This is a genomic window from Thioclava sp. L04-15, from assembly GCF_002020275.1.
In the GTDB taxonomy this organism is placed as follows: Bacteria; Pseudomonadota; Alphaproteobacteria; order Rhodobacterales; family Rhodobacteraceae; genus Thioclava; species Thioclava marina.
This window is the reverse complement of record NZ_MPZW01000003.1, coordinates 187,656-213,099: the sequence shown is the minus strand read 5'-3', so window position 1 is coordinate 213,099 and position 25,444 is coordinate 187,656. Positions and strand designations below refer to the sequence as shown.

General features: G+C 65.2%; 26 protein-coding genes. 14 read left to right on the top strand and 12 right to left on the bottom strand.

Features of this window, described 5'->3' with window-relative positions:
- Positions 1–111: 111 nt before the first annotated feature.
- On the top strand, positions 112–1,176 hold the full coding sequence (locus tag BMI90_RS09380) for a putative sulfate exporter family transporter (RefSeq protein WP_078528698.1): 1,065 nt from the start codon (positions 112–114) through the stop codon (positions 1,174–1,176).
- Between the two features lie 281 nt (positions 1,177–1,457).
- On the opposite strand, the gene BMI90_RS09375 is transcribed toward BMI90_RS09380, so the two are convergent.
- From BMI90_RS09375 to BMI90_RS09365, 3 genes are read right to left on the bottom strand one after another with little or no spacing between them, the layout of a single operon-like run.
- Positions 1,458–1,979 carry a MarR family transcriptional regulator gene (locus BMI90_RS09375; protein WP_078528696.1) on the bottom strand — a complete coding sequence of 174 codons (522 nt, stop codon included), beginning with the start codon at positions 1,977–1,979 and terminating at the stop codon, positions 1,458–1,460.
- 22 nt (positions 1,980–2,001) lie between these two features.
- Complete coding sequence (locus BMI90_RS09370; protein ID WP_078528693.1) at positions 2,002–2,769, bottom strand: 2-dehydro-3-deoxygalactonokinase; 768 nt, start codon at positions 2,767–2,769, stop codon at positions 2,002–2,004.
- A 31-nt stretch (positions 2,770–2,800) separates the two neighbouring features.
- Positions 2,801–3,766: a zinc ABC transporter substrate-binding protein gene (locus tag BMI90_RS09365; RefSeq protein ID WP_078528691.1), complete on the bottom strand. Its 966-nt coding sequence runs from the start codon at positions 3,764–3,766 to the stop codon at positions 2,801–2,803.
- A gap of 90 nt (positions 3,767–3,856) precedes the next feature.
- Between BMI90_RS09365 and BMI90_RS09360 the strand changes: the two genes are divergently transcribed.
- From BMI90_RS09360 to BMI90_RS09340, 5 genes are all read left to right on the top strand, one after another.
- Positions 3,857–4,354, top strand: a complete 498-nt coding sequence (locus tag BMI90_RS09360; RefSeq protein WP_093469891.1) for a Fur family transcriptional regulator — start codon at positions 3,857–3,859, stop codon at positions 4,352–4,354.
- Positions 4,351–5,106, top strand: coding sequence for a metal ABC transporter ATP-binding protein (locus tag BMI90_RS09355; protein WP_078528686.1), 756 nt, complete (start codon positions 4,351–4,353; stop codon positions 5,104–5,106). The genes BMI90_RS09360 and BMI90_RS09355 overlap by 4 nt, the downstream gene beginning before the upstream one ends.
- Positions 5,099–5,884 (top strand): metal ABC transporter permease, encoded by a 786-nt coding sequence (locus BMI90_RS09350; RefSeq protein WP_078528685.1) that lies wholly within the window; start codon positions 5,099–5,101, stop codon positions 5,882–5,884. The genes BMI90_RS09355 and BMI90_RS09350 overlap by 8 nt, the downstream gene beginning before the upstream one ends.
- A gap of 61 nt (positions 5,885–5,945) precedes the next feature.
- Complete coding sequence (locus tag BMI90_RS09345) at positions 5,946–7,361, top strand: aldehyde dehydrogenase family protein (RefSeq protein WP_078528683.1); 1,416 nt, start codon at positions 5,946–5,948, stop codon at positions 7,359–7,361.
- Between the two features lie 121 nt (positions 7,362–7,482).
- Complete coding sequence (locus tag BMI90_RS09340; RefSeq protein ID WP_078528681.1) at positions 7,483–9,084, top strand: APC family permease; 1,602 nt, start codon at positions 7,483–7,485, stop codon at positions 9,082–9,084.
- Positions 9,085–9,131: 47 nt separating this feature from the next.
- On the opposite strand, the gene BMI90_RS09335 is transcribed toward BMI90_RS09340, so the two are convergent.
- The 3 genes from BMI90_RS09335 to tkt are packed head-to-tail and all read right to left on the bottom strand — an operon-like array spanning position 9,132 to position 12,976.
- Positions 9,132–10,016 carry a lysophospholipid acyltransferase family protein gene (locus BMI90_RS09335; RefSeq protein ID WP_078528678.1) on the bottom strand — a complete coding sequence of 295 codons (885 nt, stop codon included), beginning with the start codon at positions 10,014–10,016 and terminating at the stop codon, positions 9,132–9,134.
- A 12-nt stretch (positions 10,017–10,028) separates the two neighbouring features.
- Complete coding sequence (locus BMI90_RS09330) at positions 10,029–10,916, bottom strand: DMT family transporter (protein ID WP_168172750.1); 888 nt, start codon at positions 10,914–10,916, stop codon at positions 10,029–10,031.
- Positions 10,917–10,957: 41 nt separating this feature from the next.
- Positions 10,958–12,976 (bottom strand): transketolase, encoded by a 2,019-nt coding sequence (gene tkt / locus BMI90_RS09325; protein WP_078528672.1) that lies wholly within the window; start codon positions 12,974–12,976, stop codon positions 10,958–10,960.
- 197 nt (positions 12,977–13,173) lie between these two features.
- Here tkt and BMI90_RS09320 point away from each other — a divergent pair, with 197 nt between their 5' ends.
- The 3 genes from BMI90_RS09320 to BMI90_RS09310 are packed head-to-tail and all read left to right on the top strand — an operon-like array spanning position 13,174 to position 14,499.
- Positions 13,174–13,740, top strand: a complete 567-nt coding sequence (locus BMI90_RS09320; protein ID WP_078528669.1) for a hypothetical protein — start codon at positions 13,174–13,176, stop codon at positions 13,738–13,740.
- A complete protein-coding gene (locus BMI90_RS09315) occupies positions 13,733–14,110 on the top strand; it encodes a cell division protein ZapA (RefSeq protein WP_078528665.1) in 378 nt (125 codons plus the stop codon). The genes BMI90_RS09320 and BMI90_RS09315 overlap by 8 nt, the downstream gene beginning before the upstream one ends.
- On the top strand, positions 14,107–14,499 hold the full coding sequence (locus tag BMI90_RS09310; protein WP_078528662.1) for an MliC family protein: 393 nt from the start codon (positions 14,107–14,109) through the stop codon (positions 14,497–14,499). Before BMI90_RS09315 ends, BMI90_RS09310 begins: the two co-directional genes overlap by 4 nt.
- A gap of 252 nt (positions 14,500–14,751) precedes the next feature.
- On the opposite strand, the gene purF is transcribed toward BMI90_RS09310, so the two are convergent.
- From purF to BMI90_RS09285, 5 genes are all read right to left on the bottom strand, one after another.
- Positions 14,752–16,230 carry an amidophosphoribosyltransferase gene (gene purF / locus BMI90_RS09305; RefSeq protein WP_078528650.1) on the bottom strand — a complete coding sequence of 493 codons (1,479 nt, stop codon included), beginning with the start codon at positions 16,228–16,230 and terminating at the stop codon, positions 14,752–14,754.
- A gap of 105 nt (positions 16,231–16,335) precedes the next feature.
- A complete protein-coding gene (locus tag BMI90_RS09300) occupies positions 16,336–16,950 on the bottom strand; it encodes a CvpA family protein (protein ID WP_078528647.1) in 615 nt (204 codons plus the stop codon).
- A 22-nt stretch (positions 16,951–16,972) separates the two neighbouring features.
- Positions 16,973–18,337 carry a DNA repair protein RadA gene (gene radA / locus BMI90_RS09295; RefSeq protein WP_078528644.1) on the bottom strand — a complete coding sequence of 455 codons (1,365 nt, stop codon included), beginning with the start codon at positions 18,335–18,337 and terminating at the stop codon, positions 16,973–16,975.
- 4 nt (positions 18,338–18,341) lie between these two features.
- Positions 18,342–19,157 (bottom strand): alpha/beta hydrolase, encoded by an 816-nt coding sequence (locus BMI90_RS09290; protein WP_078528641.1) that lies wholly within the window; start codon positions 19,155–19,157, stop codon positions 18,342–18,344.
- On the bottom strand, positions 19,158–19,757 hold the full coding sequence (locus BMI90_RS09285) for a 2-hydroxychromene-2-carboxylate isomerase (RefSeq protein WP_078528637.1): 600 nt from the start codon (positions 19,755–19,757) through the stop codon (positions 19,158–19,160).
- A 120-nt stretch (positions 19,758–19,877) separates the two neighbouring features.
- Here BMI90_RS09285 and BMI90_RS09280 point away from each other — a divergent pair, with 120 nt between their 5' ends.
- From BMI90_RS09280 to rarD, 5 genes are all read left to right on the top strand, one after another.
- On the top strand, positions 19,878–20,897 hold the full coding sequence (locus tag BMI90_RS09280) for a ribose-phosphate pyrophosphokinase (RefSeq protein ID WP_078528634.1): 1,020 nt from the start codon (positions 19,878–19,880) through the stop codon (positions 20,895–20,897).
- A gap of 188 nt (positions 20,898–21,085) precedes the next feature.
- Positions 21,086–21,967 carry a DMT family transporter gene (locus tag BMI90_RS09275; protein WP_246831526.1) on the top strand — a complete coding sequence of 294 codons (882 nt, stop codon included), beginning with the start codon at positions 21,086–21,088 and terminating at the stop codon, positions 21,965–21,967.
- Between the two features lie 90 nt (positions 21,968–22,057).
- Complete coding sequence (locus tag BMI90_RS09270) at positions 22,058–22,657, top strand: superoxide dismutase (protein WP_078528631.1); 600 nt, start codon at positions 22,058–22,060, stop codon at positions 22,655–22,657.
- A 425-nt stretch (positions 22,658–23,082) separates the two neighbouring features.
- Positions 23,083–23,538, top strand: a complete 456-nt coding sequence (locus BMI90_RS09265; protein WP_078528628.1) for a host attachment family protein — start codon at positions 23,083–23,085, stop codon at positions 23,536–23,538.
- Between the two features lie 309 nt (positions 23,539–23,847).
- On the top strand, positions 23,848–24,756 hold the full coding sequence (gene rarD / locus BMI90_RS09260; protein ID WP_078528625.1) for an EamA family transporter RarD: 909 nt from the start codon (positions 23,848–23,850) through the stop codon (positions 24,754–24,756).
- Here rarD and BMI90_RS09255 read toward each other — a convergent pair.
- On the bottom strand, positions 24,753–25,307 hold the full coding sequence (locus BMI90_RS09255; RefSeq protein WP_078528622.1) for a TIGR00730 family Rossman fold protein: 555 nt from the start codon (positions 25,305–25,307) through the stop codon (positions 24,753–24,755). The genes rarD and BMI90_RS09255 overlap by 4 nt on opposite strands.
- Positions 25,308–25,444 lie beyond the last annotated feature (137 nt).

Sequence of the window (25,444 nt, the reverse complement as noted above, 5' to 3'; positions counted from 1 at the left end):
CATTGATCGAATATAGCGATCATAATCATAAAAACATTTCGTTTGAAGAATGAATGTCAGGGCGCAATTACTCGAGACAAGAAATTGCTGCGATTGCGAAAGGATCCTGCCATGGCGCTTCAGATCTCCGTTCCCCAAGCCCTGCGCCGTCCCCATCAGCGACTTCGCGAAATCGCGCCGGGTCTGGTGCTGAGCATCGGTGTCGCCGCCCTTGCCGAGGTCGCCGCGCGCGCCGAGCAGGTGGCTTTTGGGGCGCAATGGCTCGAGCCGCTGGTGCTGGCGATCCTGATCGGGGCGATGGTGCGGACGTTCTGGAAGCCGCAATGGTTTTTTCTCTCGGGTATTTCCTTCTCGGCCAAGACGGTGCTCGAGATCGCTATCGTGTTGCTTGGGGCCTCGGTGAGCGCGCAGACGCTGCTGTCTGTCGGACCGGCGCTTCTGATCGGCATCGTCGCGGTGGTCGCGCTCGTGGTGCCGGGTGCGTATCTGCTGGGCCGTGCGCTCGGTCTGCCCCCGCGCATGGCATTGCTGATCGCCTGCGGCAACGGGATCTGCGGCAATTCCGCGATCGCCGCGGTCGCCCCCGTGATCGAAGCCGATAGCGACGATGTAAGCGCCTCCATCGCCTTCACCGCGGTGCTGGGCGTGGCGGTCGTGCTGCTTCTGCCGCTTCTGGGACACGCGCTTACGATGGGCTCGGTGCATTACGGTATCCTGTCGGGTCTGACGGTCTATGCCGTGCCGCAGGTTCTGGCCGCCGCTGCGCCGATGGGGCATGGCGCGATCCAGATCGGCACGCTGGTGAAGCTGGTGCGGGTCTTGATGCTCGGACCGATCACGGTGGTGCTGTCGCTTCTCGCCTCGCGCCTGCCCGAAGAGGGGCGCAATCCGAATGCCTCGGGAAAGGTACGCAAGGGGCTGATGCCGCCACTCTTCATCCTGGGCTTTCTCGCGATGATCGCGGCGCGTTCGGCCGGGGTGATCCCGCATCTGGCGCTGGCACCGATGGGGCAGGGCGCTTCGATCCTCACGGTGATCGCGATGGCCGCGCTGGGGCTGGGCGTCGATGCGCGTGCCGTGGCCGCCGCCGGGCCGCGGGTGATTGCGACCGTGACGCTTTCGCTGGTGCTTCTGGTCGGGCTGGGGCTGGGGCTCGTGGCGCTGCTCGCGGGCTGATCGCGCCTTGCCGGCGAAAAGAAACAGCGGGGGGCTGCGAGTGTGCGCTCCCCGCTTCGCAATGCTCGCGTAAAACCATTCTTCGCGGTGTCGCATGATGAGGGGCCGAACCAGATCCTCTGGATCGAGATGCCGACGCTCACCTGCACGCGGGACCGGCCGAGAAAAACGCTCTCCCGAATGTCGACCTCATCCCGATGCGAACCACTTCCGGCGGGTCTTTCTGACCAGCCTCGCCGGCGCGCATCAAAGATCACGCAACCGCAGCGTCGTGTCCGGGGTCACGCTGGATTGGTCTTTTTCTTCTTTTTCTTGGGGCGAGGTTTCTCAGGCTTGCCGCCGCCACGCGCCGGATCGACATGGCTTGCCAATTCGCTCGGATCGAGCCGCGTGAGCGCCTGCATGAAGCCCGAGATCGCATCGAGCACTTCGCACAGAGCCGCTGCGCGCGGATCGGCGCTGCGGGCTTCTAGCGCGGAGAGCTGATCGCGCGCCGGGCCCATCACGCGGCGTTCACGCTCTGCGATCATCAGCCGCGCGAGTTCCCACGGATCGGTGGGGGCGACGAAGTAATCCTTGCGCGATCCGGGGCTGCGCGCGGCCTGAATGAGGCCCGCCTCGCGCAGTTCCTTCAGTGCGGTCGAGACATTGGAACGCGAGAGCGTGAGTTGGTCGACCAGATCGTCGGCCGAGGGGGCCTGCGCCGCACGCCAGATCGCACCGAGACAGCGGCCAGCGGGGCGGGAAAACCCGAAGCGGGGGGCAAGCTCGGCGAAGGCTTCGGGCAGGTCGGTGTCGATCATTCTTGCATCCTTCGCCGTTCTCTCACGCGCCCGGGGCGCGCGCCTTGGCCAGCCCCGCGATCAACGCGGCCTCGCCGTCGCCCAAAGTGACCTGCGCGCCCTGCGCTTGCAAGGCACGGGCGCAAATTTCCGACCAGCCGGGTGCGGTGGGCGAGGAGAGCGCCAGCACGCTCTGGCCCAGCCACCACGGTCGGGCGGCCGCCAGTTCCGCGCCGAGCACCGTGCCGCAGGCGCGTTCCGAGGTTTTTCCGAGACTCAGGGGTGCGAGTTCGCGTGCCAGCCGCTCCGGACGCGAAAGCGTGTCAGCAAGGGCCGCGTCGAAGTCAGCGCCTGCCTCGAGCGGCGCACCCATCGCGGCGAGCAGCGCAGCCGAGGCCGCCCGCATCACGCTTACCACCTCCCCGGCCGAGACATGTGCCCAGAGCGCGCTTGCCCCGCAGATCCAGATCACCCCGTCGAATTGCGGCACTCCTGCGAGCACGCCCGCGATCCGCGCAGCCTCGGCGGGCTGCACTTCGGTCTGGTCATTGGTCTGGATCAACCCCGGCAGGGCGGGCAGGGAAGCGCCGCCGATCTCGGCGCGCGGCCAGGCGGCCTCAGGCAGCGGCGTGCAGGGCAGGGGACGGGGGGGCAGCCCCACCGATGGGGCGGCCAGAGTCGCCGCGACCCCTTCGGTCCGCAGCGGGCGGGGCGAGGGCCCCGAGCGGCGGTCCTTGACCTGTCCGCCCGTTGCCACGTCGAGCGCCCGCCAGCGCCCGTTTTCTTCCGTCAATGCGATCCAATCCGCCATGCGGATCAGATCGCACGGGCAGGCGCGAGGATCAACTCCCCGAGAGGCAGCTGGTCAGTTTCTGTGCCAACGAACGCATCAGCGTTTCGTAAAGCTCGGGGCCGTACTCAAGGGAGCTGCCCGAGGGGTCGAGCGCTTCGCCCAGCTTCACCGGCGTATCCTGCACCAGCTGCGAGACCATCTTCGGATCGTGCTGCGCCTCGGGGAAGATGCACAGCGCGCCGGACTCTGTCGCGGTCTTGCGCAGCTCGGTGAGATGGGCAGCACCCGGGGTGGCCGCATCGCCCAGCGACAGCGCGCCCGCGACCGTCAGCCCGTAGTGATCCGCGAAATAGCCATAGGCGTCATGGAAGACGAGGAAGGGCTTCTCGGCAACAGGTGTCAGCTCGGCGCGGATCTCGGCATCCATCGCCTCGATGCGCGCTTTCGCGGCATCGGCATTGGCGCGATAGGTGGCCGCGTTCTCGGGATCGGCGGAACCGAGTTGCGTGGCGATCGTGTCGAGCCAGGCTTCGGCATTTGCCGGGTCGAGCCAGGCATGCGGGTCGGTGCCGTCATGCATGTGACCCGCTTCGGCTTCGCCCTCATGGACGTCTGCGGCCTCGTCGTGCGCGTCATGTTCGTCATGAGCATGATCGTGCGGGTCGTTTTCCCCGAACTGGCGACGATAGGTGCCGGGGCTCTCGAGCAACTCCACCGTCTCGCCTTTCACCTCGATCCCCTCGATCGCGCGCTCGAGCCAAGGTTCGAGTTCGGGCCCGATCCAGAACACCAGATTGGCGTTTTGCAGATCGCGCGCCTGACTGGGGCGGAGCTGGAAGTCATGCGGGTCCGAGCCCTGCGACAACAGGATACCGGGCTGGCCCAGATCGCCCATCACCTGGGCGACGAGCGACTGTACCGGGGGGATATCGGTCAACACATCGGGCACGGCGGCCTGCGCCAGCCCCGGAACGGCAGTCAGGGCGGCGAAAAACAGCGGAAGGCGCGAAGTCATTTGGGGTCTCCTGAAAACTTGATCTCGGCTGCGGAAGATGTATGTTATAAGATCACACGTCAAGCAGAAATGTGATAAGGTAACATATCCGTGGCCAGCCCGACCCCTCCTGCCAATGCCTTCACCCAGCACGATCACGCCCATTGTGCCGATACGACCCTTCACAAGGCCGAGGCGGTTGCGGCCGAGAAAGGCGTGCGTCTGACCCCGGTGCGCAAGCGCGCGCTCGAGATCCTGCTCGAGGAGCATCGTGCGATGGGGGCCTATGAGGTGCTTGACCGGCTCGCGGCGGACGGGTTCGGCAACCAGCCGCCCGTGGCCTATCGCGCGCTGGAATTTCTTGTTGATAATGGGTTGGCCCATCGCGTGCGCAGGCTCAACGCTTTCGCCGCCTGCATGCGCCCGGGCGAGGAACATGCGCCGGTCTTCCTGATCTGTCGCGAATGCGGCGAGGTGGCCGAGGCCGGGGCCGACGAGGTGCGCCAGGCTCTTCTGGGGGCGGCGGACCGGCTGGGCTTCCATGTCGAGCGTGCGACCGTCGAGGCGTTGGGCCTATGTCCGAAATGCTATCAAGAGGCCGCGCAATGAGCGAGCTGATCACGGCGCAAGGGCTGAGCGTGCGCCATGGCGATACCGAGGTTCTCCACGGCATCGACTTCACCATTTCGCCGGGCGAGATCGTGACCGTCGTCGGGCCGAACGGATCGGGCAAGTCGACGCTGGTGCGTGCGCTGATCGGGCTGGAGCCTGCCGCGCGCGGGGAGGTGACGCGCAAGCCGGGGCTGAAGATCGGTTATGTGCCTCAGAAGCTTCATATCGATGCGAGCCTGCCGATGACGGTGCGCCGCTTTCTGTCGCTGCCCAAACGCGTCTCGGATGCGGGCGCCGAGGCCGCGCTCGAGCGGACCGGCGTGCCGCATCTGGGCGCACGCCAGATCGCGCGGCTTTCGGGCGGGCAGTTCCAGCGCGTGTTGCTGGCGCGTGCGCTGCTGACCGAGCCTGATATCCTGATCCTCGACGAGCCGACGCAGGGGCTCGACCAGCCCGGAACGGCCGGGTTCTACAAACTGATCGAAGAGGTGCGCGCCGAGACCGGGGCGGCCGTTCTGATGGTCAGCCACGATCTGCATGTGGTGATGTCGGCCTCGGACCGGGTGATTTGCCTCAACGGCCATGTCTGCTGTCAGGGCACGCCGAAGGTCGTCGCGGAAGCACCGGAATATCGCGCGCTGTTCGGGATGGGCACGCAAGGGGCCTTCGCGCTTTATCAACACGATCATGACCATGGCGACGAACATACCGATCACGCCACCTGCACCCACGAGCACGCCCATGTTTGACGATTTTCTCACCCGCGCGGCGCTGGCCGGAATCGGGCTGACCTTTGCGACCGGGCCGCTCGGCTCCTTCGTGGTCTGGCGGCGCATGGCCTATTTCGGCGATGCCACGGCCCACGCCGCGATCCTCGGCGTGGCGCTGAGCTTCGCCTTCGGCGCGTCGGTCTATCTCGGCACGTTGGGCGTTGCGCTGGCGATGGCGGTCACCGTGGCACGGCTTTCGGGGCGCGGGCATGCGATGGATACCGTGCTGGGGGTTCTGGCCCATTCGGCGCTGGCCTTCGGCCTTGTCGCCGCCTCCTTCCAGAGCGGTTTGCGCGTGGATCTGACGGCCTGGCTCTTTGGCGATATCCTTGCGGTGTCGAAAGCCGATCTCGCGGTAGTCTGGGCTGGTTCAGCGGTGGTACTGGCGATGCTGGCCTGGCGCTGGCAGGCGCTCTTGACCGCCACGATCAATGACGAACTGGCGATGGCCTCGGGCCTTGATCCCCGGCGCGAGCAGATGGTGCTGACGATCGCGCTGGCGCTGACCGTGGCGGTGGCAATCAAGATCGTGGGGGCGCTGTTGATCGCGGCGCTGTTGATCATCCCGGCCGCCGCCGCGCGCCAACCCGTGCGCAGTCCCGAGGCGATGGCCGCGGGCGCGACGGGGGTGGGGGTCGTCTCGGTGCTGCTCGGGCTCTGGGGTTCGTTGCAATTCGACACGCCCGCCGGACCTTCGATCGTGGCGGCCGCCACCTTCCTCTTCGTGCTGAGCCTGCCGCTGCGTCGTCGCGGCTAAGGTGCGACGCCCCATTGCCTTTCGGCGTGCGAGCGGCTGGAATGCCGGCCGGAGGACCGACATGGATCAAAGCACGCAGGCCAACGCCGAACAGGCATTCGCTCATCTCGCGGCGGGCAATCAGCGGCGCCGGGTGAGTTTCGGCTTTGCCGAGCGCCGCGCCGCCCTGCGCGCGCTGTCCGAGACGATCACGGCCCGAGAGGCCGAGATCATCGAGGCTCTCAGCGCCGATTTCGCCAAGCCCGAGGCCGAGATCCGCCTGACCGAGATCCTGCCCGTGCAATCGGAAATCAGCCACACCCTGCGCCATCTCAAGCGCTGGATGCGGGTGCGTCGGGTCTTCCCGACACGTGCGATGCTTGGCACGAAGGCCCGCATCATTCCCGAACCGAAGGGCACGGCACTCATCATCGCGCCGTGGAACTACCCTGTGGGGCTGTCGCTCGGCCCGCTCGTTTCGGCACTCGCTGCGGGATGCGCGGTGGTGCTCAAGCCCTCCGAGCTGGCGCCCGCGAGCGCCGCCTTGATCGCGGATATCGTCGGGGAGGCACTGCCCGAAGATCTCGTGCGCGTCGTGCAGGGCGGGGTCGAGGTCAGCACGCAGCTCCTCGAGCAACCCTTCGATCATATCTTCTTCACCGGTTCGCCGCGCGTGGGCAAGATCGTGATGGCGGCGGCGGCGAAGCATCTCGCCTCGGTCACGCTGGAGCTGGGTGGCAAGTCGCCCGTCATAGTCGGCCCCGGCGCGGATCTGAAAAAGGCCGCGAAGATGATCGCCTGGGGCAAGTTCGCCAATGCGGGTCAGACCTGCATCGCGCCCGATCACGTCTTTGTCGCGAAACAGATCGAGGCGCCGTTCCTGGCCGAGTTGAAGGCCGCCATCGCGAAGATGTATGGCAAGACCGAAGAGGCGCAGCATGCCTCGCGCGATCTGGCCCGGATCATCAATCCCGATCATTTCGCACGGCTGACGGAGATGATTGCCGAGGCCGAGGCGGAGGGCGCGCGGCCGCTGACGGGCGGGGCATCGAAGCCTGAGAGCCGCTATATCGCGCCCACCGTGATGATGGGCACCGACCCGTCGATGAAGCTCGAACAGGAAGAGATCTTCGGCCCTGTCCTGCCGGTGATCCCCTTCAGCGACCCCGACGAGGTGCTTGCCCGCATCGAGGCCGGGCCGAAACCGCTGGCGCTTTACATCTTCGAGCGCGACCGCTCCCTGATCGAACGGCTGCGCCGCGCCAGCACCTCGGGTGCGGTGGGGATCAATATCGCGCTGGCCCATTACCTGCACCCGAACCTGCCCTTTGGGGGGATCGGCAATTCGGGGCTGGGCGCCGCGCACGGACATTACGGTTTTCTCGCCTTCAGCCATGAGAGAGCCGTTCTCGAGAACCGCTTCGCGCCGCTTGGCATGCTGATGCCGCCCTACCGTGGCGCGCGGATCGCGAAACTCGCGCAGAAATTCCTGCGCTGAGCCCGCTCACGGCGTCGTCACGCCCAATCGCATGGTGCCACAAGCCCGTGTGATCGCTCCGCTTCATTTGTTCCTGCCCTAACTGATCCCCATCAACGATTTCACAACAGGGGATTTCAAAATGGCTGCAATCGATACCGCCGCACCCCCCGGTAAGCTCCGGCGCGATGCCGGGGTGGTCGGGTTGCTCTTTGCCTCGACTACTTCGATGATCGGCTCGGGCTGGTTGTTCGGTGCCTATCACGCCTCGAAGATCGCGGGCCCGCTCTCGGTCTGGTCCTGGGTGATCGGCGCTGTGATCATCATGCTGATCGCTTTGTGTTTTGCCGAGCTGTCCACGATGTTCTCCAAATCCGGCGCGCTCGTCCACATGAGCCACGCGAGCCACGGCGAAACGCTGGGCCGACTCTGGGGCTGGATGCTGTTTCTCAGCTACGCGCCCGTTCCGGCTGTCGAGGCCGAGGGGATCGTGACCTATGCCAACAATTACCTGCCCTATTTCATCAAGGGCGATGGCTCGGGCACTCTGACGCTGATGGGGTTCATCGCCTCGGCGGTGCTATTGAGTGTGCTTGCAGTGTTGAACCTGCTGGCGATCAAGGCGCTTCTGAAGGTCAACAACACGGTGACGTGGTGGAAGATCGCGGTGCCACTGGTGACCGTGGTCGGTCTGATCGCGGCCTCGACCCATTGGGGAGTCTGGCATGCCGCTCCGGGCACTTACAGCTCGCAAGGCATGTTCACCGCCATCCCGGCGGCGGGGATCGTTTTCTCCTTCCTCGGATTCCGCACGGCGATCGACCTTGGTGGCGAGAGCGCCAATCCGGGTCGCAACATCCCGATGGCGGTGATCGGCTCGGTCGTTCTGGCGGCCTTCGTCTATATCCTGCTGCAGGTGGCTTTCATCATGGCGCTGTCGCCCGAGAACCTGAAGAACGGCTGGACGGCGCTGAGCTTCGCGGGATCTGCCGGTCCCTTCGCGGGTCTCGCGGCGACGCTCGGTATGGGGTGGCTGGCGCTTCTGCTCTACGTCGACGCCTATATCTCGCCCGGCGGCACCGGCCTGATCTACGTCACTGGCGGCTCGCGGATCCTCTATGCGGTGGGTGACACCGACAGCGGTCCGCAATCGCTGACCCACACGACGAAATCCGGCGTTCCGTGGCTGGCGGTCGCCGTGATGTGGGCGGTGGGCGTGTTCTTCCTGCTTCCGTTTCCGGCCTGGCAATTGCTGGTGGGCTATATCAGCTCGGTCACGGTCCTGACCTATGGGCTTGGCCCGATCGTGCTGATGGTTCTGCGCCGCTCACAACCCGATGCGCCCCGTGCCTTCAAGCTCGCTGGCGCAGAGATCCTCGCGCCTCTGGCCTTCATCGCCTCGAACCTCGTGATCTACTGGACGGGTTTCTACACCGACTCGATCCTGTTCGGGATGCTGCTGGGAGGGTTCGCGATCTACGCTCTGGTCTTCCACCTCGTGCAGAAGAAACCCGCCTCCGCGTTCGGCTGGAACAATATCGGCTGGCTGGCGCTGTGGTTCGGTGGGCTCTGGGTGATCACCGCGCTCGGCACGAGCAGACATGCGCTGGGCATGCTGGGCTTCTGGGACGGTATGGCCGCGGTCGCGATCTGGTCGCTCGTGGTGATCTGGTTCGCATTGAACGCAGCCCTTCCGGCCGAGGAAACCGGTGCCCTGATGGAGCGCATCCAGCACGGAAACTGAGCCGAAAGGAAAAACGAAACGCGCGGGGCTTGCGGGCCTCGCGCGTTCTATTTCATCGCGGATTTCTTCACTTTCCAGCGTCGGTGGATCCAGAGCCACTGCTCCATATGCTTGAGGATCATCTCCTCGAGCCCGTCATTGAGCTCCTGTGTCATCGTCTCGGCGTCGCTATGGGGTACGGGTTTGTCCGCATAGATCCTGAAGCTCAGCCCGTCGGGCTGGCGGATTGCGTAGATCGGCACCAGATCGGCCTTCATCTTCAGCGCCATTTCGGCGGCGGATAGCGGGGTGAAGGCGGGCAGGCCGAAAAAGCTCAGTTCGGCCCCCTTGTTGAAATGCTGATCGAAACCGAAGGCCACCATCCCGCCATCGCGCAGGAATTTCATCATGTCGCCCAAACCGCGGCGCGAGCGTGCGAAGAGCGGTTGCGCGATGGCCGAGATGGTCGAGACATATTGCTCGTTGAAGATCGGGTTGTTCATCGGGCGGTAGATGGCGCCGACCCGATAGCCATGCCCGACCAGTGCCGCGCGCCAGGCGTCGTAATTGCCGAAATGGCCCGCGGCGAGCACGACGGGGCGGTGTTCGACATGCGCGCGTTCCAGAGCCTCGGCGCCCGGCCCCTCGATCGGCAGATCGCGCACGCGGGCCACGAATTCCTCGCCCGAATAGATCTCGGCCAGCATCCGGCCCAGACTGTCGGGAACCGCACGTTGCAGCTGGCGGACTTCCTCGAAACTCAGATGCGGGCAGGCGATTGCGAGGTTGTCGCGGATCTTTCGGGTGAAGCCGAGAAAGGGCGCCAGACGCGCGACGAGCTTGCCCGCCGCGGGGATGCGCTTCTCGTAGGGCATACGCTGGACGATCCGCATCACCGCCACGAAGAGGGCGTTCGAGACACGGTCGGACAGGGTTGCGCTGCGGTTCTTCATCACTCGGAACGGTCAGGACTGGTTCAGACGTGCGGCACGGCGCTCGCGCGACCAGACATAGAGGCCTGCCCCCACGATCACAAGCGCCCCGGCAATGGTGAAGCCGTCGGGCAGCTGGTCGAACATCAGCCAGCCCCAGAAGGAGGCGAAAAGAAGCCCCGAATAGCCGAAAGGCGCCAGCGTAGAGGCCTCGGCCAGCGAAAAGGCGCGGATCAGCAGGAATTGCGACAGGCTCCCGGCGAGGCCGAGCGCCAAAAAGATCCAGAGATCGCCAAGCGCGATGGGCTGCCAGACGAAGGGCAGGGTGAGTGAGGAGAGCGCGAAGCCCGTCAGCGAGGACCAGAGCTGCGAGGTGGCAGCTCCATCGCCGCGCAGGTGGCGGGTCAGCAGCACCGCGCCCGCGAAGCTGAAGGCTGCGAGAAGCGCCAGAAGCGCTGCCGGATGCAGCCCGCCAAAGCCCGGGCGCAAGATGATCATCGCGCCCACGAAGGCGGCCACGATGCCGAAGATCCGGTGCACTCCCAGCCGCTCGCCCAGAAAGAGGGCCGCCCCGAGGGTCACGATGACCGGGTTGAGGTCGCCAAGCGCGGTGGCGGTGGCCAGCGGCACATGGCGCAGCGAGAAGAAGAAGGCTGCGATCGCTCCCATCTGGAACAGTGCCCGGCCCAGTTGCAGGCCGGGTTGCGGGCTGCGCATCCGCACGGGCAAGCTGCCACGATAGATCGCCGCCAGCACGACCGCATTCACGGCAAAGCGCGCCCAGACGATCAGCAGCGGATGGTAGCCTTCGCCCAGCAGTTTCGCGAAAGCATCCATCAGGGTCAGCATCGAGAAAGCGCTCAGCATGAAAGCCACCCCCAGCCCCGGATGATCGGCGGCGGGATGTGCAGAGGGGGCCACGGCGGGCCCCCTCGCTGTTGCCTTGATGCCGGGCAAAGCCATCAGAGGAGGCTCTTGACCTTCTCGGCCACGGCCTCGGCGGTGATGCCGAACTTCTCGTAGAGCTCGCCTGCGGGGGCCGAGGCGCCGAAGCGGTCCATGCCCACGAAGCCCGCCTTGGCTTCACGGCCACGCTCGCCCAGAAGCCAGCGATCCCAGGGCTGGCGCACGGCGGCCTCGACGGCCACGCGGACCGAGTTCGGCGGCAGAACGCGCTTGCGATAGCCCTCGTCCTGCTGGGCGAACAGCTCCATGCAGGGCATCGAGACGACGCGTGTGCCGATCGCCTGCGATTGCAGGATCTCGCGCGCCTTGAGCGCGATCTCGACCTCCGAACCGGTCGCCATCAGGATCGCCTGACGCTTGCCATCGGCCTCGGCCAGAACGTAGGCGCCGCGCGCGGTGAGGTTCTGCGGCTTGTACTCGGTGCGCAGCGTCGGCAGGTTCTGACGGCTCAGCGCGAGCACCGAGGGCGTGCCTTGCTGCTCCATCGCGATTTCCCAGGCCTCGGCGGTCTCGATCACGTCGGCGGGGCGGAAGGTCAGCGTGTTGGGCGTTGCGCGGCAGATTGCGAGATGCTCGACCGGCTGGTGGGTCGGGCCGTCCTCGCCCAGACCGATCGAGTCATGGGTCATCACATAGACCGCCGGAACCTTCATCAGCGCCGACAGACGCATCGCGCCGCGCGCGTAATCGGTGAAGCAGAAGAAGGTGCCGCCATAGGCGCGCACGCCGCCATGCAGGATCATCCCGTTCATCGCCGCAGCCATACCGTGCTCACGGATGCCGAAATGGATGTAGCGGCCCTTGCGGTTCGCCGGGTTGAAGACTTCCATCCCCGCCGATTTCGTCAGGTTCGAGCCGGTGAGGTCGGCCGAGCCGCCCAGCGTCTCGGGGCAAGCGCCATTGACCACGCCCAGCACCATCTCGGAGGCCTTGCGGGTCGCGACCTTCGGTGCGGCTTCGGCCTGATCCTTCTTGAACTTGCGGATCGCGTTGGTGAGTTTCTTCGAAACGCCACCTTCCATGATGCGGGTGAACTCGGCCTGTTTTCCCGCCGAGAGCTTGGCGAAACGCTCTTCCCATTCGCCGCGCTCGGAGGCGCCGCGCGAGCCGATCGCTTCCCAGGTCGATTTTACATCCGTCGGGATCTCGAACGGGCCGTATTCCCAGCCATAGATCGCCTTGGTGCGCGCGATTTCCTCGTCACCGAGCGGCGAGCCGTGCGCCGAATAGCTGTCCGCCTTGTTGGGCGAGCCGAAACCGATGATCGTCTTGCAGTCCACCAGAACCGGACCCTTGGCGTTCTTCGCCTTGGTCAGCGCTTCGTCGATGGAGACCGGATCATGCCCGTCACAGGCGAAGACCGTCCAGCCCGAAGCCTCGAAGCGCTTGTGCTGATCGGTCTTGTCCGAGATCGACACGCGACCGTCGATGGTGATGTCGTTATTGTCCCACAGCACGATCAGGTTCGAGAGTTCCTGCATGCCGGCAAGGCCGATGGCCTCCTGCGAGATGCCTTCCATCAGACAACCGTCGCCCGCGATCACCCAAGTGCGGTGATCGACGATCTTCTTGCCCCATTGAGCGCGCAGCGCCTCTTCGGCGATCGCCATGCCCACGGCGGTCGAGATGCCTTGGCCGAGCGGGCCGGTGGTGGTCTCCACCGCGTCGAGCAGGAAGTTCTCCGGGTGGCCGGCGGTCTTCGCGCCCATCTGGCGGAAGTTCTTGATCTGATCGAGCGTCACCTGCTCGTCGCCGCACAGGTAGAGCAGCGCGTAAAGCAGCATCGAGCCGTGACCGGCCGAGAGTACGAAGCGGTCGCGATCGGCCCATTTCGGGGCTTTCGCGTCGAATTTCAGGTGGTTCTGGAACAGAACGGTCGCGACATCGGCCATGCCCATCGGCATGCCGGGGTGGCCGGAATTGGCGGCCTGAACCGCATCCATCGCCAGCGCCCGGATCGCGGAAGCCAGTTTCCAGTGCTCGGGATGGGCGGCGCGCAGCTCTTCGATTTCCATGAAACGTCCTTTCGGGGGGCAGCAGTCAGGGTTTGTGACCCTGATAGCAGGGAACGGCTCAAGATCAAGCATGGCCCGCAAGTGCTTGGGGTAAAAGGGTGGGCTTGGCTTTGCGATCAGGGTTAAACTGGCGCAAACCCGCCGCCGGAACGCGATTCGGCGCGTGAAGCGGGACATGTGAGGACGAGGAGGCGCGTATGAGCGATATTGCCGAATACGAACGCCGCATCGCTTTCGCGCTCGAGCGGATCGGGCGTGGGGTCGAGGCGATCAAGCAAAGGGCGGTGACCGCAGAGCCCGAACCGGCCCCCGAGGCGATGCCCGAGCCGGTTTTCGAGCATGTGCCCGAGCCCGTTTCCGAGATTGCGTCCGACACTGCCGCCGACCCGGCCGAGATCGCCGAGCTGAAAGCCTCGCTCGAAGCCGAGAAAGAGGCCAATGCCCAGCTCTCCGAGCGCGTGCGCGCGATCCGCGAGAAGCAGGACACGACGCTGAACGCGATGGAGCGCAAATATGGCGCGGCCGTGCGTGCACAGGAGGCGGCTTTCAAGGAGGTCGCGGCGCTCAAGCAGGCGAATGCGGCGCTGATCGCAGCCAATCGCAAACTGATGGATGAGGGCGTGGCCTTCTCGGATGAGGCTTTGATGGCAGAGTTGCAGGCCCTGCGAGCTGCGCGCGAGAGCGAAAGCTCCGAGCTGGAGCAGATCATCGCGGGGCTCGACCCGATCATCGAGGGTGCTACCGGGGAGGCCGAGGATGCCTGAGCTGAAGATCACCATCGGCGGGCGCGATTTCGACGTGGCCTGTCAGGAGGGAGAGGAGCATTTCCTGCGCTCGGCCGCTGCGATGCTCGATGCCGAGGCGCAGGTGCTTCTGGGCCAGATCGGCCGGATCCCCGAACCGCGTATGCTGCTGATGTCGGGGCTGATGCTGGCCGACAAGGCCGCCGGGATCGAGGATCAGCTGCGCGAGGCGAAGAACCGTCTGGGCGAATTGCAGGCGAAGATCGACGAATTGCAGGCCAATCCGCCGCAAATCGAAGTGCCGGTCGTGCCCGCCGAAGTCACCGATACGCTCGCCGAGATCGCGGCACGCGCCGAGGCGCTGGCGGACCGGGTCGAGGACGAAGCGTGACATATCTGAGCGTCGCGGCGATCCTTCTCGCGGCTTTCACCATGCCTGCGACCGCGAAGGACAGCGCCGCGCCGGAAAGGCTCGCCCCTTTGACCAGCGCCACGAACGAGATCAACCCGGTCATCACCCGCACCTATCTGTGCGAACGCGGCGCGCGCGTGCCCGCCGCTTATATCAACGACAGCACGCCGCAGCGCGTCGTCCTGATGCTGGAAGGGCGGATGGTGGTGATGAGCCATGTCGCCTCTGCTGACGGTGCGAAATATGCCGAGGATGGCGAGGGTGAAGCGGGTTATGTCTGGTGGACGAAAGGTTCGGGCGCGATGCTCGAGTGGATCCCCGAGGATGGCGAGAGCCAGACCCTTCTGAGCGGCTGCCAGGAGGAGTGAGTAGGGGCCTGTCACCGCTCTCACCTGTCCCGGGTTCCCGATGGTTGCTCCAGCGCAAGGCGGGCCCGAGCGCCGGGAGGGCGCTTTTGCTCCGACGACGCGCACATGGCTGTCGCCCGGATGTAACGCGATAAGGTGTCGACCACCGGCAGAGTGTCAGCGCCCACCCAAGGTCGGGCGAGCCCTCGCCCAAAACAAAACCCCGCCGAAGCGCTGCTCCGACGGGGCTGAAATCCGAAACGTTCGAAAGCCTTACTCGGCGGCCTTCATCTCGAAACCCTTCTCGATCTGGTCCGAAGGCGTGATCGGGTATTCGCCCGAGAAGCAGGCATCGCAATATTGCGGGCAGGCATCGTTGCGCCCCTCGGCCTCGCCCACGGCGCGATAGAGACCGCCCAGCGAGATGAACTTGAGGCTGTCGACCGAGATCCACTCGCGCATTTCCTCTTCGGTCATGCGTGCGGCCAGCAGCTTGTCGCGGTTGGGCGTGTCCACACCGTAGAAGCACGGCCAGGCGGTGGGCGGGGAGGCGATGCGGAAATGCACCTCCTTGGCGCCCGCGTCCAGGATCATGTCCTTGATCTTGCGCGAGGTCGTGCCGCGCACGACCGAGTCGTCCACCAGGATCACCCGCTTGCCACGGATCAGCGACTTGTTGACGTTGAGCTTGAGGCGCACGCCCATGTTGCGGATCTGCTCGGTCGGCTCGATGAAGGTGCGGCCCATATACTGGTTGCGCGTGATGCCGAGCGCGAAGGGGATGCCGCTTTCCTGGCTATAGCCAATCGCTGCGGGGGTGCCGCTATCGGGCACGGGGCAGACGAGATCGGCGTCGACAGGGGCTTCGCGGGCCAGTTCCACGCCGATTGCGCGGCGGGTCTCATAGACCGAGCGGCCGCCGATGATGCTGTCGGGGCGCGAGAAATACACATGCTCGAAGATGCAGAACCGGCCGGTGGAGGGGCCGAAGGGGCGCGAGCTTTCGATATGGCCGTCCTGAATGACGACCATCTCGCCGGGATCGATCTCGCGCACGAATTCCGCGCCGATGATGTCGAGCGCGCAGGTCTCCGAGCTCAGCACATAACCGTTGTCGCCGATCCGGCCCATCACCAGCGGGCGCACGCCGAGCGGGTCACGCACGCCGATCAGCTTGGTCCGCGTCATCGCGACGATCGAGAAGGCACCCTCGACGCGGCGCAGCGCATCGGCGATCCGGTCGGCATGCTTGCGCTGGATCGAACGCGCCATCAGGTGGATGATGCATTCGCTGTCCGAGGACGATTGAAAGATCGCGCCCCGTTCGATCAGTTCGCGGCGCAGCGCATCGGCATTGGTCAGGTTGCCGTTATGGGCGACAGCCGCGCCGCCCATCGAGAATTCGCCGAAGAAGGGCTGGATGTCGCGGATCACCGCGCCCTTGGAACCCGCTGTGGAGTAGCGCACATGGCCGATGGCGATATCGCCGGGCAGCGTCTCCATCAGGCTCGACTTGGTGAAGTTGTCGCGCACATAGCCGAAGCGATGGGCCGAGTTGAACCCTTTCTCGGCATCATGGGCGACGATCCCGCCGGCTTCCTGGCCGCGATGCTGAAGCGCATGCAGGCCGAGGGCGACGAAATTCGCGGCATCGGTGACGCCGACGACGCCGAAGACGCCGCACTCTTCCTTGAGTTTGTCGTCATCGAACGGATGGGCGTAATGGGTTTTCTGGGCGGCGGGGCAAGACATGGCGGCGGCTCCGAGATGTGCGGGGGGCGGGCACTCGCGCCCATTTAATGCGAAACGCGAGAGGTGTTAACCCCTCGCGCCCGCAAATCCGTCATCCATTTGTCATCAATTGCCCGCGGCGGGGGGCAATTCGTCGGTGCGCGCGGGCGCATCCGCAGCACCTGCGGGGGCGGGGCAGGCCGAAACGAGCTGCTCATAGCGGCTCACGATCCAGCCCGGCGCGTCGGCGGGCATCGATTCGTCGAGCTGGCCCGACATGCGCGAGAACACCTTGGCCGAGCGCGAGTCGTCCACCACCGCGACCCGGTCATTGTTCATCACGCGGTCATAAACCACGAAGGCCACCGCAACGAGGACGACCCCGCGCAGAACGCCGAACAGGAAACCAAGACCCTGATCGAGCCCCCCGAGCGCCGAGCGCTGCACGGCAGAGGCGAAAAGCGGCGTCAGGATCGAGAACACGACGAGCGCGATGGCGAAGACCACGGCGAAACCGCCGATCATGCCCAGTTCGCAGCTTTGGCCGATGAACTTGTCGAGGCCGGGGATCTGCTGCACGAGCGGGCGCGCTTCGTTGGCGAACATGTAGGCGACCACGGCGGCGGCGATCCAGCCGACGATGGCCAGACCCTCGCGCACGAAGCCCCGCGAATAGGCGAGGATCGCCGAGAGAATGATGACGACCGCCACGATGGCATCGACGATGGTGAACCCGTCCATTTGCGCTCCTGTGTTGTCGGCCCTATCCGGCGCCGAACATCTCACCAGTAAAGGTCACGAGATCGCCCAGCTTGCGCAATGCCATCCCGCTTGAACCCTCGGCTTTCGTTCCCGAAGGCGCGATCGCCTGTGAAAAACCAAGTTTTGCCGCTTCTTTCAACCTGTTTTCGGCCTGACCCACGGGGCGCAATGCCCCCGAGAGGCTGATTTCGCCGAAAATGACCATGTCCGCCGGAAGGGCCGCGTCTTCGCGTGCGCTCAGGAGGGCGGCGGCGGCGGCAAGGTCGGCAGCGGGTTCCACCACCTTCATGCCGCCCGCGACATTGAGAAACACGTCGAGCCCCGCGAAGGGAATGCCGCAACGCGATTCCAGCACCGCGAGGATGGTGGAAATGCGTCCCGAGTCGAGCCCCACCACCGTGCGCCGGGGGGAGGCGAGAGAAGACGGGGCGACCAGCGCCTGAATTTCGGTCAGCACGGGCCGGGTGCCTTCGATCCCTGCGAAAACTGCCGATCCCGGGGCAGGCTGACCGCGCTCGGAGAGAAACAGCGCCGAGGGGTTGGCGACCTCGGCCAGCCCCGATCCCGTCATCTCGAAGACGCCGATCTCGGATGCCGGGCCGAAGCGGTTCTTCACCGCACGCAGGATGCGGAACTGGTGGCCGCGTTCGCCCTCGAAGTAAAGCACGGTGTCGACCATGTGTTCGATCACGCGCGGACCCGCGATCTGGCCTTCCTTGGTGACGTGCCCGACGAGGATCACCGCCGTGCCGCGCCTCTTGGCGAAGCTCACCAATTCGTGAGCGGCCGCGCGCAGCTGGCTGACCGATCCGGGGGCGCTGTCGACGCTGTCCGACCACATGGTCTGGATCGAATCGATGATCACGAGGTCGGGGCGCTCGGCCTCGAGCGTGGTCAGGATATCGCGCAGGCTCGTTTCCGCGCCCAATCCCACCGGCGCATCCGCGAGGCCAAGGCGTTGCGCCCGCATTCGCACCTGGCTCGCCGCTTCCTCGCCCGAGATATAGAGCGCCTTCAGCCCCTTGCGGGCGAAAGCTGCTGTAGCTTGCAAGAGCAGCGTCGATTTCCCGATGCCGGGATCGCCGCCCACAAGGATTGCCGAGGCCGGGACGAGCCCGCCGCCCAGAACCCGGTCGAGCTCGACCATGCCCGATTGCGCGCGTGCAGGTGGCGTTTCCTTCGTGTCGAGCGCGGTGAGCGGGATCACCTTGCCCTTCGCGCCTTTCAGCCCCGAGCCGGGCGTGGCCGAAAGCGGCGCTTCCTCGTGGATCGAGTTCCACGCGCCGCAGGCGTCGCAACGCCCCGACCACTTGGCATGGCTCGCGCCGCATTCGGCGCAGCGAAAGAGTGCGGATGCCTTGGCCATCGGGTCAGCTACGTTCCAGATTGGCGGCGATCAGGCGCGCGCAGTGCTCGGGATGGGTCGCGGGCAGCATATGACCGGCGCCCTCGACGCAGGCGACGCCCACATCCGGCAGCCGCGCGGCGATCGCTTCGGCCACTTTCGGCATTGTCGGCGGCGAGCGGTCGCCGTGAATGATCATCGCCGGCGCGTCGATCTGCTCGATCCCGTCGGGGCGCGCGATCCGGGCGGGATCCTCGAAATTCGCGCGCGAGATATTCTCGACCATCGGCATCGAGGCGATGAAGCGCTCGCGATGGGCCTCGGAATAGCTGTCCCAGGGCTGGCCGGTCCCCCAGTCGCGCATGAAGCCGCGCGCCGCGGGTTCGTAATCTCCCGCTTCCATCAGCTGCTGGAAGTGGTCCTGTTTTGCGCGCAGGTCCTGCCAGTCGGGATCGGTTTCCGGCAGGGCCGCAAAGAGCACGGGCTCGATCAGCGTCAGCGAGCGAACCGCTTCGGGCGCGCCGACCGCGATGCGCAGCGCGACCGAGGCGCCGAAGCTGTGACCGATCAGGTCGACGGGGCGTTCGATGAAGCTCGCCGCGATCCGCGTCACCTGCGTCTGGAACGCGCCCGGCTCGGCGGCGTCCCCCCGCCAGGGCGCGGATTGCCCGTGACCGGGCTGGTCGAAGGCGACGGCGCTGATCTCGCCCGCGAGCGGCCCGAGTGCCCCGGCCCAGAGATTGGAGGAGCCCAGCGTGCAATGGATCGCGATGGCCGGCCGTTCACCGTGACCGAAGCTTTGCCAGAAAACTTCGGCCCCTTGTCTCAGATCACGCGGCATTCAGAGCGTCCCCAGATGGTCGTCGAGAAAGTGCAACCGGTCCTGGCCCCAGAAGCGCTCGTCGGTTTCGGCCACGATATAGAAAGGCGAGCCGAAGGCGCCACGCTCCACCGCCTCCTCGAGGTTGCGCTCATAGGCGATGGCCCCGTCGAAAAGCCCGGTGGTGACCAGATTGCCGTCAAAACCGTTGGCCTCGAGCGCCGCGCGGATCACCTCGTCGGAGGCGATGTCCTTGTCCTCGGCCCAGCAGGCGCGCGCGATCGCGTGAACCAGCCCGCCGATATCGCCGCCGCCTGCCTTTTGCGCTGCGATGATCGCGTAAGAGGCCGGGGCGGGGTTCGGCGGATAGCCGGGCGGGGTGAAGTTCATCTTCATGCCGAGCTTGGCCGACCAGCGCTTGAGCTCCTGCATCCGGTATTCCATCCGGCTTTGGTGACGCTGGGCGGGACGCACGCCCCCGGTGCGGTCGAAAAGCCCCAGAAGGTCGAGCGGTTTATAGATGATTTCGGCGCCATGCCGGGCGGCAATCTCCTCCAGGCGCAGCCCGGCGAGATAGGTCCAGGGGCTGAAGACGCCGAAAAAGTAGTCGATCCGTGCCATTCATAACACTTTCTTGACGGTGCAAATTGCCGCCACGCTACCCCGGTGCTAAGGCAGGCGCAATCAAGCGAATCCCGCCGGTCATCCCCCGGCAAGACACTTTCGAAGGAATGCTGCCCCATGTCCGTCGTCACCGAACCCAAGCTCATCTCCGGCAATGCGAACCGCACGCTTGCCCAGTCCATCGCGCGGCGCATGTCGATGCATCGCGGTATGTCGGTCGGTCTGGTGGATGCCCGGGTGGAGCGGTTCAACGATCAGGAGATCTTCGTCGAGGTCTACGAGAACGTGCGCGGCGAGGACATGTTCATCATCCAGCCGACTTCGAACCCGGCCAATGACAACCTGATGGAGCTACTGATCATCACCGATGCGCTCAAACGCTCCTCGGCCGATCGCATCACCGCCGTGATCCCCTATTTCGGGTACGCCCGTCAGGACCGCCGCACCAAGGCGCGCACGCCGATTTCGGCCAAGCTGGTGGCGAACCTGCTCACTGAGGCGGGCGTGGACCGCATCCTGACGCTCGACCTGCACGCGGCGCAGATCCAGGGCTTCTTCGATATCCCGGTGGACAACCTCTATGCCTCCCCGGTCTTCGCGCTCGACATCCTGCACAACTTCAAGGGTCAGACCGACGATATCATGGTCGTTTCGCCCGACGTGGGCGGCGTGGCACGCGCCCGCGAGCTGGCCAAGCGGATCGAGGCGCCGCTCTCGATCGTCGACAAGCGCCGCGAAAAAGCGGGCGAGGTCGCAGGCATGACCGTGATCGGCGACGTGAAGGGCCAGAAATGCATCATCGTCGATGACATGGTCGACACCGCCGGCACGCTGTGCAAGGCCGCTGACCTGCTGATGGAACACGGCGCGACCGAGGTTCACGCCTATATCTCCCATGGCGTTCTCTCTGGTCCGGCCGTCGAGCGCGTGACCAATTCGGCGCTGAAATCGCTGGTCATCACCGACTCGATCGAGCCGACCGAGGCCGTGAAGGCCTGCCCGAATATCCGCATCGTGCCGACCGCGCCGATGTTCGCCCAGGCGATCCTGAACACCTGGTCGGGCACCTCGGTCTCGTCGCTCTTCGAGACCGAGACGCTGACCCCGATCTACGAGGGTCTGTATTCGCGCGACTGATCGGCGCGATCGGCAATTCAGTGAGAAAAATTGCCCGGGCGGCTCGCCCGGGCCGCGCATGCCGATTTCTCGGCAGGGCGCATTGGCGAAGGCTCGCAGGTTCATGAGACCTTCGCGTTTTTGAATTAAATCATCCGGCTCAAAGCCGAAAACAGCGTTCGTTCCCCGGCGCCCGACCTGAAAGTCGGATGGACATTGCGCCAATTCGCACCATTCTCGGCGCCATGCGCCTCTTTGCCCTGACCGCCCTCGTGATGATCGCTTTCGCCTCTAATTCGGTTCTGAACCGGATGGCGGTGCATGATGCAGGCTGGGGGCCTGCGGAGACAGGCTTCGTGCGGCTGAGCTCCGGTGCGCTGGTGCTGCTGGCGCTGGCGATCCGGGCGAAGGGGACCGCGGGGCTGCGCATGCCACCCGCGATTCTCGGAACCGGGGTCGCGACGCTCTCGCTCTATATCTTCGGCTTTTCCATCGCGAGCGGGCTCATCGATGCGGGCGTTGGCGCGCTGACATTGTTCGGCATGGTGCAAATCACGATGTTCGCAGGCGCTTTGTGGATGCGCGAGCCGATCTCGCTCTGGCGCTGGATCGGGGCGGGGCTGGCATTTGCGGGGCTTGCGGTCCTGCTGCTGCCCGCGTCCGGGGGCGCGGATATCGATCCGCGCGGCTTCGGGCTCATGGCGCTGGGCGGTGTCGGCTGGGGGCTCTATTCACTCAACGGGAGGCGTGTGGGCATCCCGCTGACGGCCACCGCGCTCAATTTTGCTCTGGCAGCTCCCCTTGCGCTGATCTGGATGCTTGGTGTGGGCGATTGGGGGCAGGGGGCAAGCTGGGGCTGGTGGCCCGCGATCCTCTCGGGTGCCGTGACCTCGGGGCTCGGCTATGCGCTGTGGTATCGCGTGCTGCCGCAAATCCCCGCGAGCCTCGCCGCGATCGCTCAACTTTCCGTGCCGCTGCTCGCGGCGCTGGGCGGCGCGGTTTTGCTCGCCGAGATCCCGTCGGCACGGTTCTGGCTCTCGGCGGCCCTTGTGATCGGAGGGATTGCGCTCTCGCTGAGGCGCAAAGCCTGAGCCCTTCACTCGGAAAACGGGCTTGACCTCGGAACCGCCAGCGCTTCTTTAGGGTTTGAAACCCGAACCTTCGAACCAAGAGAGGACATCATGGCTTTTGAACTTCCCGATCTTCCCTATGCCCACGACGCGCTTGCCGATCTGGGTATGTCGAAGGAAACCCTCGAATATCACCACGACCTTCACCACAAGGCCTATGTCGACAACGGCAACAAGCTGATCGCCGGCACCGAGTGGGAAGGCAAGTCGGTCGAAGAGATCGTCAAGGGCACCTACCAGGCCGGTGCGGTCGCGCAGAACGGTATCTTCAACAACGCTTCGCAGCATTGGAACCACGCCCAGTTCTGGGAAATGATGGGTCCGGGCGAGAAGAAGATGCCGGGCGAGCTGGAAAAGGCCCTCGTCGAGAGCTTCGGCTCGGTCGACAAGTTCAAGGAAGAGTTTGCGGCCGCCGGTGCGGGCCAGTTCGGCTCGGGCTGGGCGTGGCTGGTGAAGGACGCCGACGGCGCGCTGAAGGTCACCAAGACCGAGAACGGCGTGAACCCGCTCTGCTTCGGCCAGACCGCGCTGCTGGGCTGCGACGTGTGGGAGCACTCCTACTACATCGACTACCGCAACAAGCGCCCGGCCTACCTGTCGAACTTCCTCGACAAGCTGGTGAACTGGGAAAATGTCGCCTCGCGCATGTGATCGCGGCACGATTGATTTGCGAAGGGCGTCCTGTCGGGGCGCCCTTTTCGTTTTTCGCTCCCGGTTTTGAACCGAATGGCGCGCGCCACGCGCGCCCGTGCAAAAAGCTGCCGGATATCGGAGCGAAAGGATGCCCATCGTCGATTGCCCTGCGTCATCGCGTTTCTTGACAATCCACCGCTCCCGGGCGGACAATTAACATATAGAGCGACTCCGCTCAGACAGTTTTCATGCGCGCGACCGGGGAGGGTCCGGGCGTGGGGCCCGCGAAGACCGCGAGAGCGGAGCGGGCCGCCCGGTGACCTGAGATACCGCCCCGATCGGGACATGAGAAGCAGGCGTGGCAGCCGCCGCGTCTTGGGCTGTTTCTGGCTTTGCCTGCGTGGCAGCTGGCATCGGCAAACGGATGAAAAGGAGGAGATGGTATGAAACAACTGACCAAGGGCACCTGGGTCGTGATCGCCGATGGCGAGAAGGCGCTGTTTCTCGAAAATGTCGCCGATACCGTTCATCCCGAGCTTGTCGTGCGTCGCGTCGAGGCGCAGGAGAATCCCGCCGACCGGGAGCAGGGCACTGACAGGCCCGGGCGCATGGCCGATACCGGGGTGGGGCAGCGCTCGGCGCTGGAAGAAACCGATTGGCATCAACTCGCGAAGATGCGTTTTGCCGATGATCTGGCCGACACGCTCTTACAGATGGTTCAGCAGGGCCGGATCGACCGTCTCGTCCTCGCCGCCGCGCCGCGCATCCTCGGCGAGGTGAGGCAATCGCTGCACAAGAGCGTTGCCGACGTTCTGGTGGCCGAGATCGACAAGACCCTCACCAAACATCCGATCGACGAGATCGAACGGTTGGTGAAGGAAGAGCTCGAGGCGGCCTGAGCGCTGACCAAGGGGCTGTCGGACTTAGATGTTTAGATGTCCGGCAGCCTGTTTGGGCCATGCGTGAGCGTCTCCAAACCGGGATCGCTCGCGCTTTGGCTCGATCGTCTCCGGAGCGGTGTCGGCCAAATCTTCCGCGAAATTATTCGGCACATGCACCGCGCAGCGGCGTGACGGCTTCGGGCGACGCGTATCTGTGAGAGATTGCAGACCCGAGGCGCGACTGGGCGCACAGCTTCGCGCGCGTGCGCCTCTTCCCTTTCCCTGTCCGATCGGTCAATTTCGCGCGGTGAGTGGAAAGGGTGCGGAATGAACGAGGCGGTCAAGGGCTTCTGGGCGATGGTGGCGGCCTGCATCATCTGGGGCCTGTCGGGGCTCTATTACAAGATGCTCGACATGGTCCCGCCGATCGAGGTTCTGGCCCATCGTACCCTGTGGTCTTTTGCCTTTTTCGCGGTGATCCTCGCCTTCAAGGGACGGCTCGCCGAGATCTGGCGTGCGTTATCCGAGCGTCGCGGGCGCGGCACGCTGGTGATCGCCACCGCCGCGCTGATGATTTCGGCCAACTGGTTCACCTTCATCTGGTCGGTGCAATCGGGCCATGCGGTGCAGGCAAGCCTTGGCTATTACATCTTCCCGCTCGTCGCGGTTCTTCTGGGTTTCGTCATCTACCGCGAAGCGCTGAGCGCGCTGCAATGGGCTGCGGTCGGTCTTGCGGCCCTGGCGGTCGTGGTGCTGACGGTTGGACTTGGCGTGGCCCCCTGGGTCTCGCTGATCCTCGCCTTCACCTTCGGCACCTACGGGCTGATCAAGAAGGGGTTGCGCGCGGGGCCGATGGTTTCGGTCTGCGCCGAGGTGCTGCTCTTGTCGCCCGTCGCGATTGTGGTGCTGGCCGGGTTCCATTACGGCTGGTGGGGCGGGGCGGTCGATGCGGGCCATTTCGGCAGCGACTGGAAGACCTCGGCGCTTCTGGTTTTCTCGGGGCCGCTTACCGGCACGCCGCTCCTGCTTTTCGCCTATGCGGCGCAAAGGGTGAAGATGGCGACGGTAGGGCTGGTGCAATATCTCAACCCGACGCTGCAATTCTCGGTCGCGACCCTGGCCTTTGGCGAGCCGGTCACGATCTGGCATGCGATCGCGCTGGGGCTGATCTGGACCGCGCTTGCGGCCTATTCGAGCGTCAATCTGCGCCCGAAGCGTTCGGTGAAGGCGGCCTAGGCGAAGGCGGAAACGAGCGCGGTCTCGAGCGCGTCGACATCGTCGAGCATCACCAGCATGTCGCGCAGCGATGCATCGGCGAACCCCTCTCCCACGATCTGGTCGATCAGCGCGGCGAGCAGGTTCCAGTAGCCATCGGTATTGAGCAGGAAGATCGGCTTTTCATGCAAGCCGATCTGGCGCCAGGTCAGCACCTCGAACAGCTCGTCGAGCGAGCCCGCGCCGCCGGGCAGCACCACCACGGCATCGGCATTCATAAACATCACCTTCTTGCGCTCGTGCATCGTTTCGGTGACGACGAAGGTGGTCAGATCGCGTTTGCCGACCTCACGAGGGAACAGATGCTCGGGGATCACGCCGAAGGTGCGCCCGCCCGCATCCTGGGCGGCGCGTGCGACCTCTCCCATCAGCCCGACGTCGCCCGCGCCGTAGACCAGTTGCCAGCCCCGCGCCGCGAGCATCGCCCCCGTCGCCTTGGCCGCTGTGGCATAGGAAGGTTTCGCGCCCGCGCGCGAGCCGCAATAGACACAGACGGAACGGGGATGGGTCATGGCGTCGGCTCCAGAGGAAAAGGCGGTTCTTGAGCGGTGATAGCGGGGTTGCTAAGCTCGCTCAAGTGACCCGGGAACAAAGCCGTGCGAGAGGGACATATCGCACGGAATCGGGCAGGGATCGAAAGGGATCGAAA

Excerpts from the sequence above, each read along its gene's own strand:
- BMI90_RS09345 (WP_078528683.1), top strand. The coding sequence starts at position 5,946 with ATGGATCAAAGCACGCAGGCCAACGCCGAACAGGCATTCGCTCATCTC.
- rarD (WP_078528625.1), top strand. The coding sequence starts at position 23,848 with ATGAACGAGGCGGTCAAGGGCTTCTGGGCGATGGTGGCGGCCTGCATC.
- BMI90_RS09255 (WP_078528622.1), bottom strand. The coding sequence starts at position 25,307 with ATGACCCATCCCCGTTCCGTCTGTGTCTATTGCGGCTCGCGCGCGGGC.
- BMI90_RS09350 (WP_078528685.1), top strand. The coding sequence starts at position 5,099 with ATGTTTGACGATTTTCTCACCCGCGCGGCGCTGGCCGGAATCGGGCTG.
- BMI90_RS09365 (WP_078528691.1), bottom strand. The coding sequence starts at position 3,766 with ATGACTTCGCGCCTTCCGCTGTTTTTCGCCGCCCTGACTGCCGTTCCG.
- BMI90_RS09375 (WP_078528696.1), bottom strand. The coding sequence starts at position 1,979 with ATGATCGACACCGACCTGCCCGAAGCCTTCGCCGAGCTTGCCCCCCGC.
- BMI90_RS09300 (WP_078528647.1), bottom strand. The coding sequence starts at position 16,950 with ATGGACGGGTTCACCATCGTCGATGCCATCGTGGCGGTCGTCATCATT.
- BMI90_RS09335 (WP_078528678.1), bottom strand. The coding sequence starts at position 10,016 with ATGAAGAACCGCAGCGCAACCCTGTCCGACCGTGTCTCGAACGCCCTC.
- BMI90_RS09265 (WP_078528628.1), top strand. The coding sequence starts at position 23,083 with ATGAAACAACTGACCAAGGGCACCTGGGTCGTGATCGCCGATGGCGAG.
- BMI90_RS09380 (WP_078528698.1), top strand. The coding sequence starts at position 112 with ATGGCGCTTCAGATCTCCGTTCCCCAAGCCCTGCGCCGTCCCCATCAG.
- BMI90_RS09275 (WP_246831526.1), top strand. The coding sequence starts at position 21,086 with ATGGACATTGCGCCAATTCGCACCATTCTCGGCGCCATGCGCCTCTTT.
- BMI90_RS09290 (WP_078528641.1), bottom strand. The coding sequence starts at position 19,157 with ATGCCGCGTGATCTGAGACAAGGGGCCGAAGTTTTCTGGCAAAGCTTC.
- tkt (WP_078528672.1), bottom strand. The coding sequence starts at position 12,976 with ATGGAAATCGAAGAGCTGCGCGCCGCCCATCCCGAGCACTGGAAACTG.
- radA (WP_078528644.1), bottom strand. The coding sequence starts at position 18,337 with ATGGCCAAGGCATCCGCACTCTTTCGCTGCGCCGAATGCGGCGCGAGC.
- BMI90_RS09270 (WP_078528631.1), top strand. The coding sequence starts at position 22,058 with ATGGCTTTTGAACTTCCCGATCTTCCCTATGCCCACGACGCGCTTGCC.
- BMI90_RS09370 (WP_078528693.1), bottom strand. The coding sequence starts at position 2,769 with ATGGCGGATTGGATCGCATTGACGGAAGAAAACGGGCGCTGGCGGGCG.
- BMI90_RS09315 (WP_078528665.1), top strand. The coding sequence starts at position 13,733 with ATGCCTGAGCTGAAGATCACCATCGGCGGGCGCGATTTCGACGTGGCC.
- BMI90_RS09340 (WP_078528681.1), top strand. The coding sequence starts at position 7,483 with ATGGCTGCAATCGATACCGCCGCACCCCCCGGTAAGCTCCGGCGCGAT.
- BMI90_RS09280 (WP_078528634.1), top strand. The coding sequence starts at position 19,878 with ATGTCCGTCGTCACCGAACCCAAGCTCATCTCCGGCAATGCGAACCGC.
- BMI90_RS09320 (WP_078528669.1), top strand. The coding sequence starts at position 13,174 with ATGAGCGATATTGCCGAATACGAACGCCGCATCGCTTTCGCGCTCGAG.
- BMI90_RS09285 (WP_078528637.1), bottom strand. The coding sequence starts at position 19,757 with ATGGCACGGATCGACTACTTTTTCGGCGTCTTCAGCCCCTGGACCTAT.
- BMI90_RS09355 (WP_078528686.1), top strand. The coding sequence starts at position 4,351 with ATGAGCGAGCTGATCACGGCGCAAGGGCTGAGCGTGCGCCATGGCGAT.
- purF (WP_078528650.1), bottom strand. The coding sequence starts at position 16,230 with ATGTCTTGCCCCGCCGCCCAGAAAACCCATTACGCCCATCCGTTCGAT.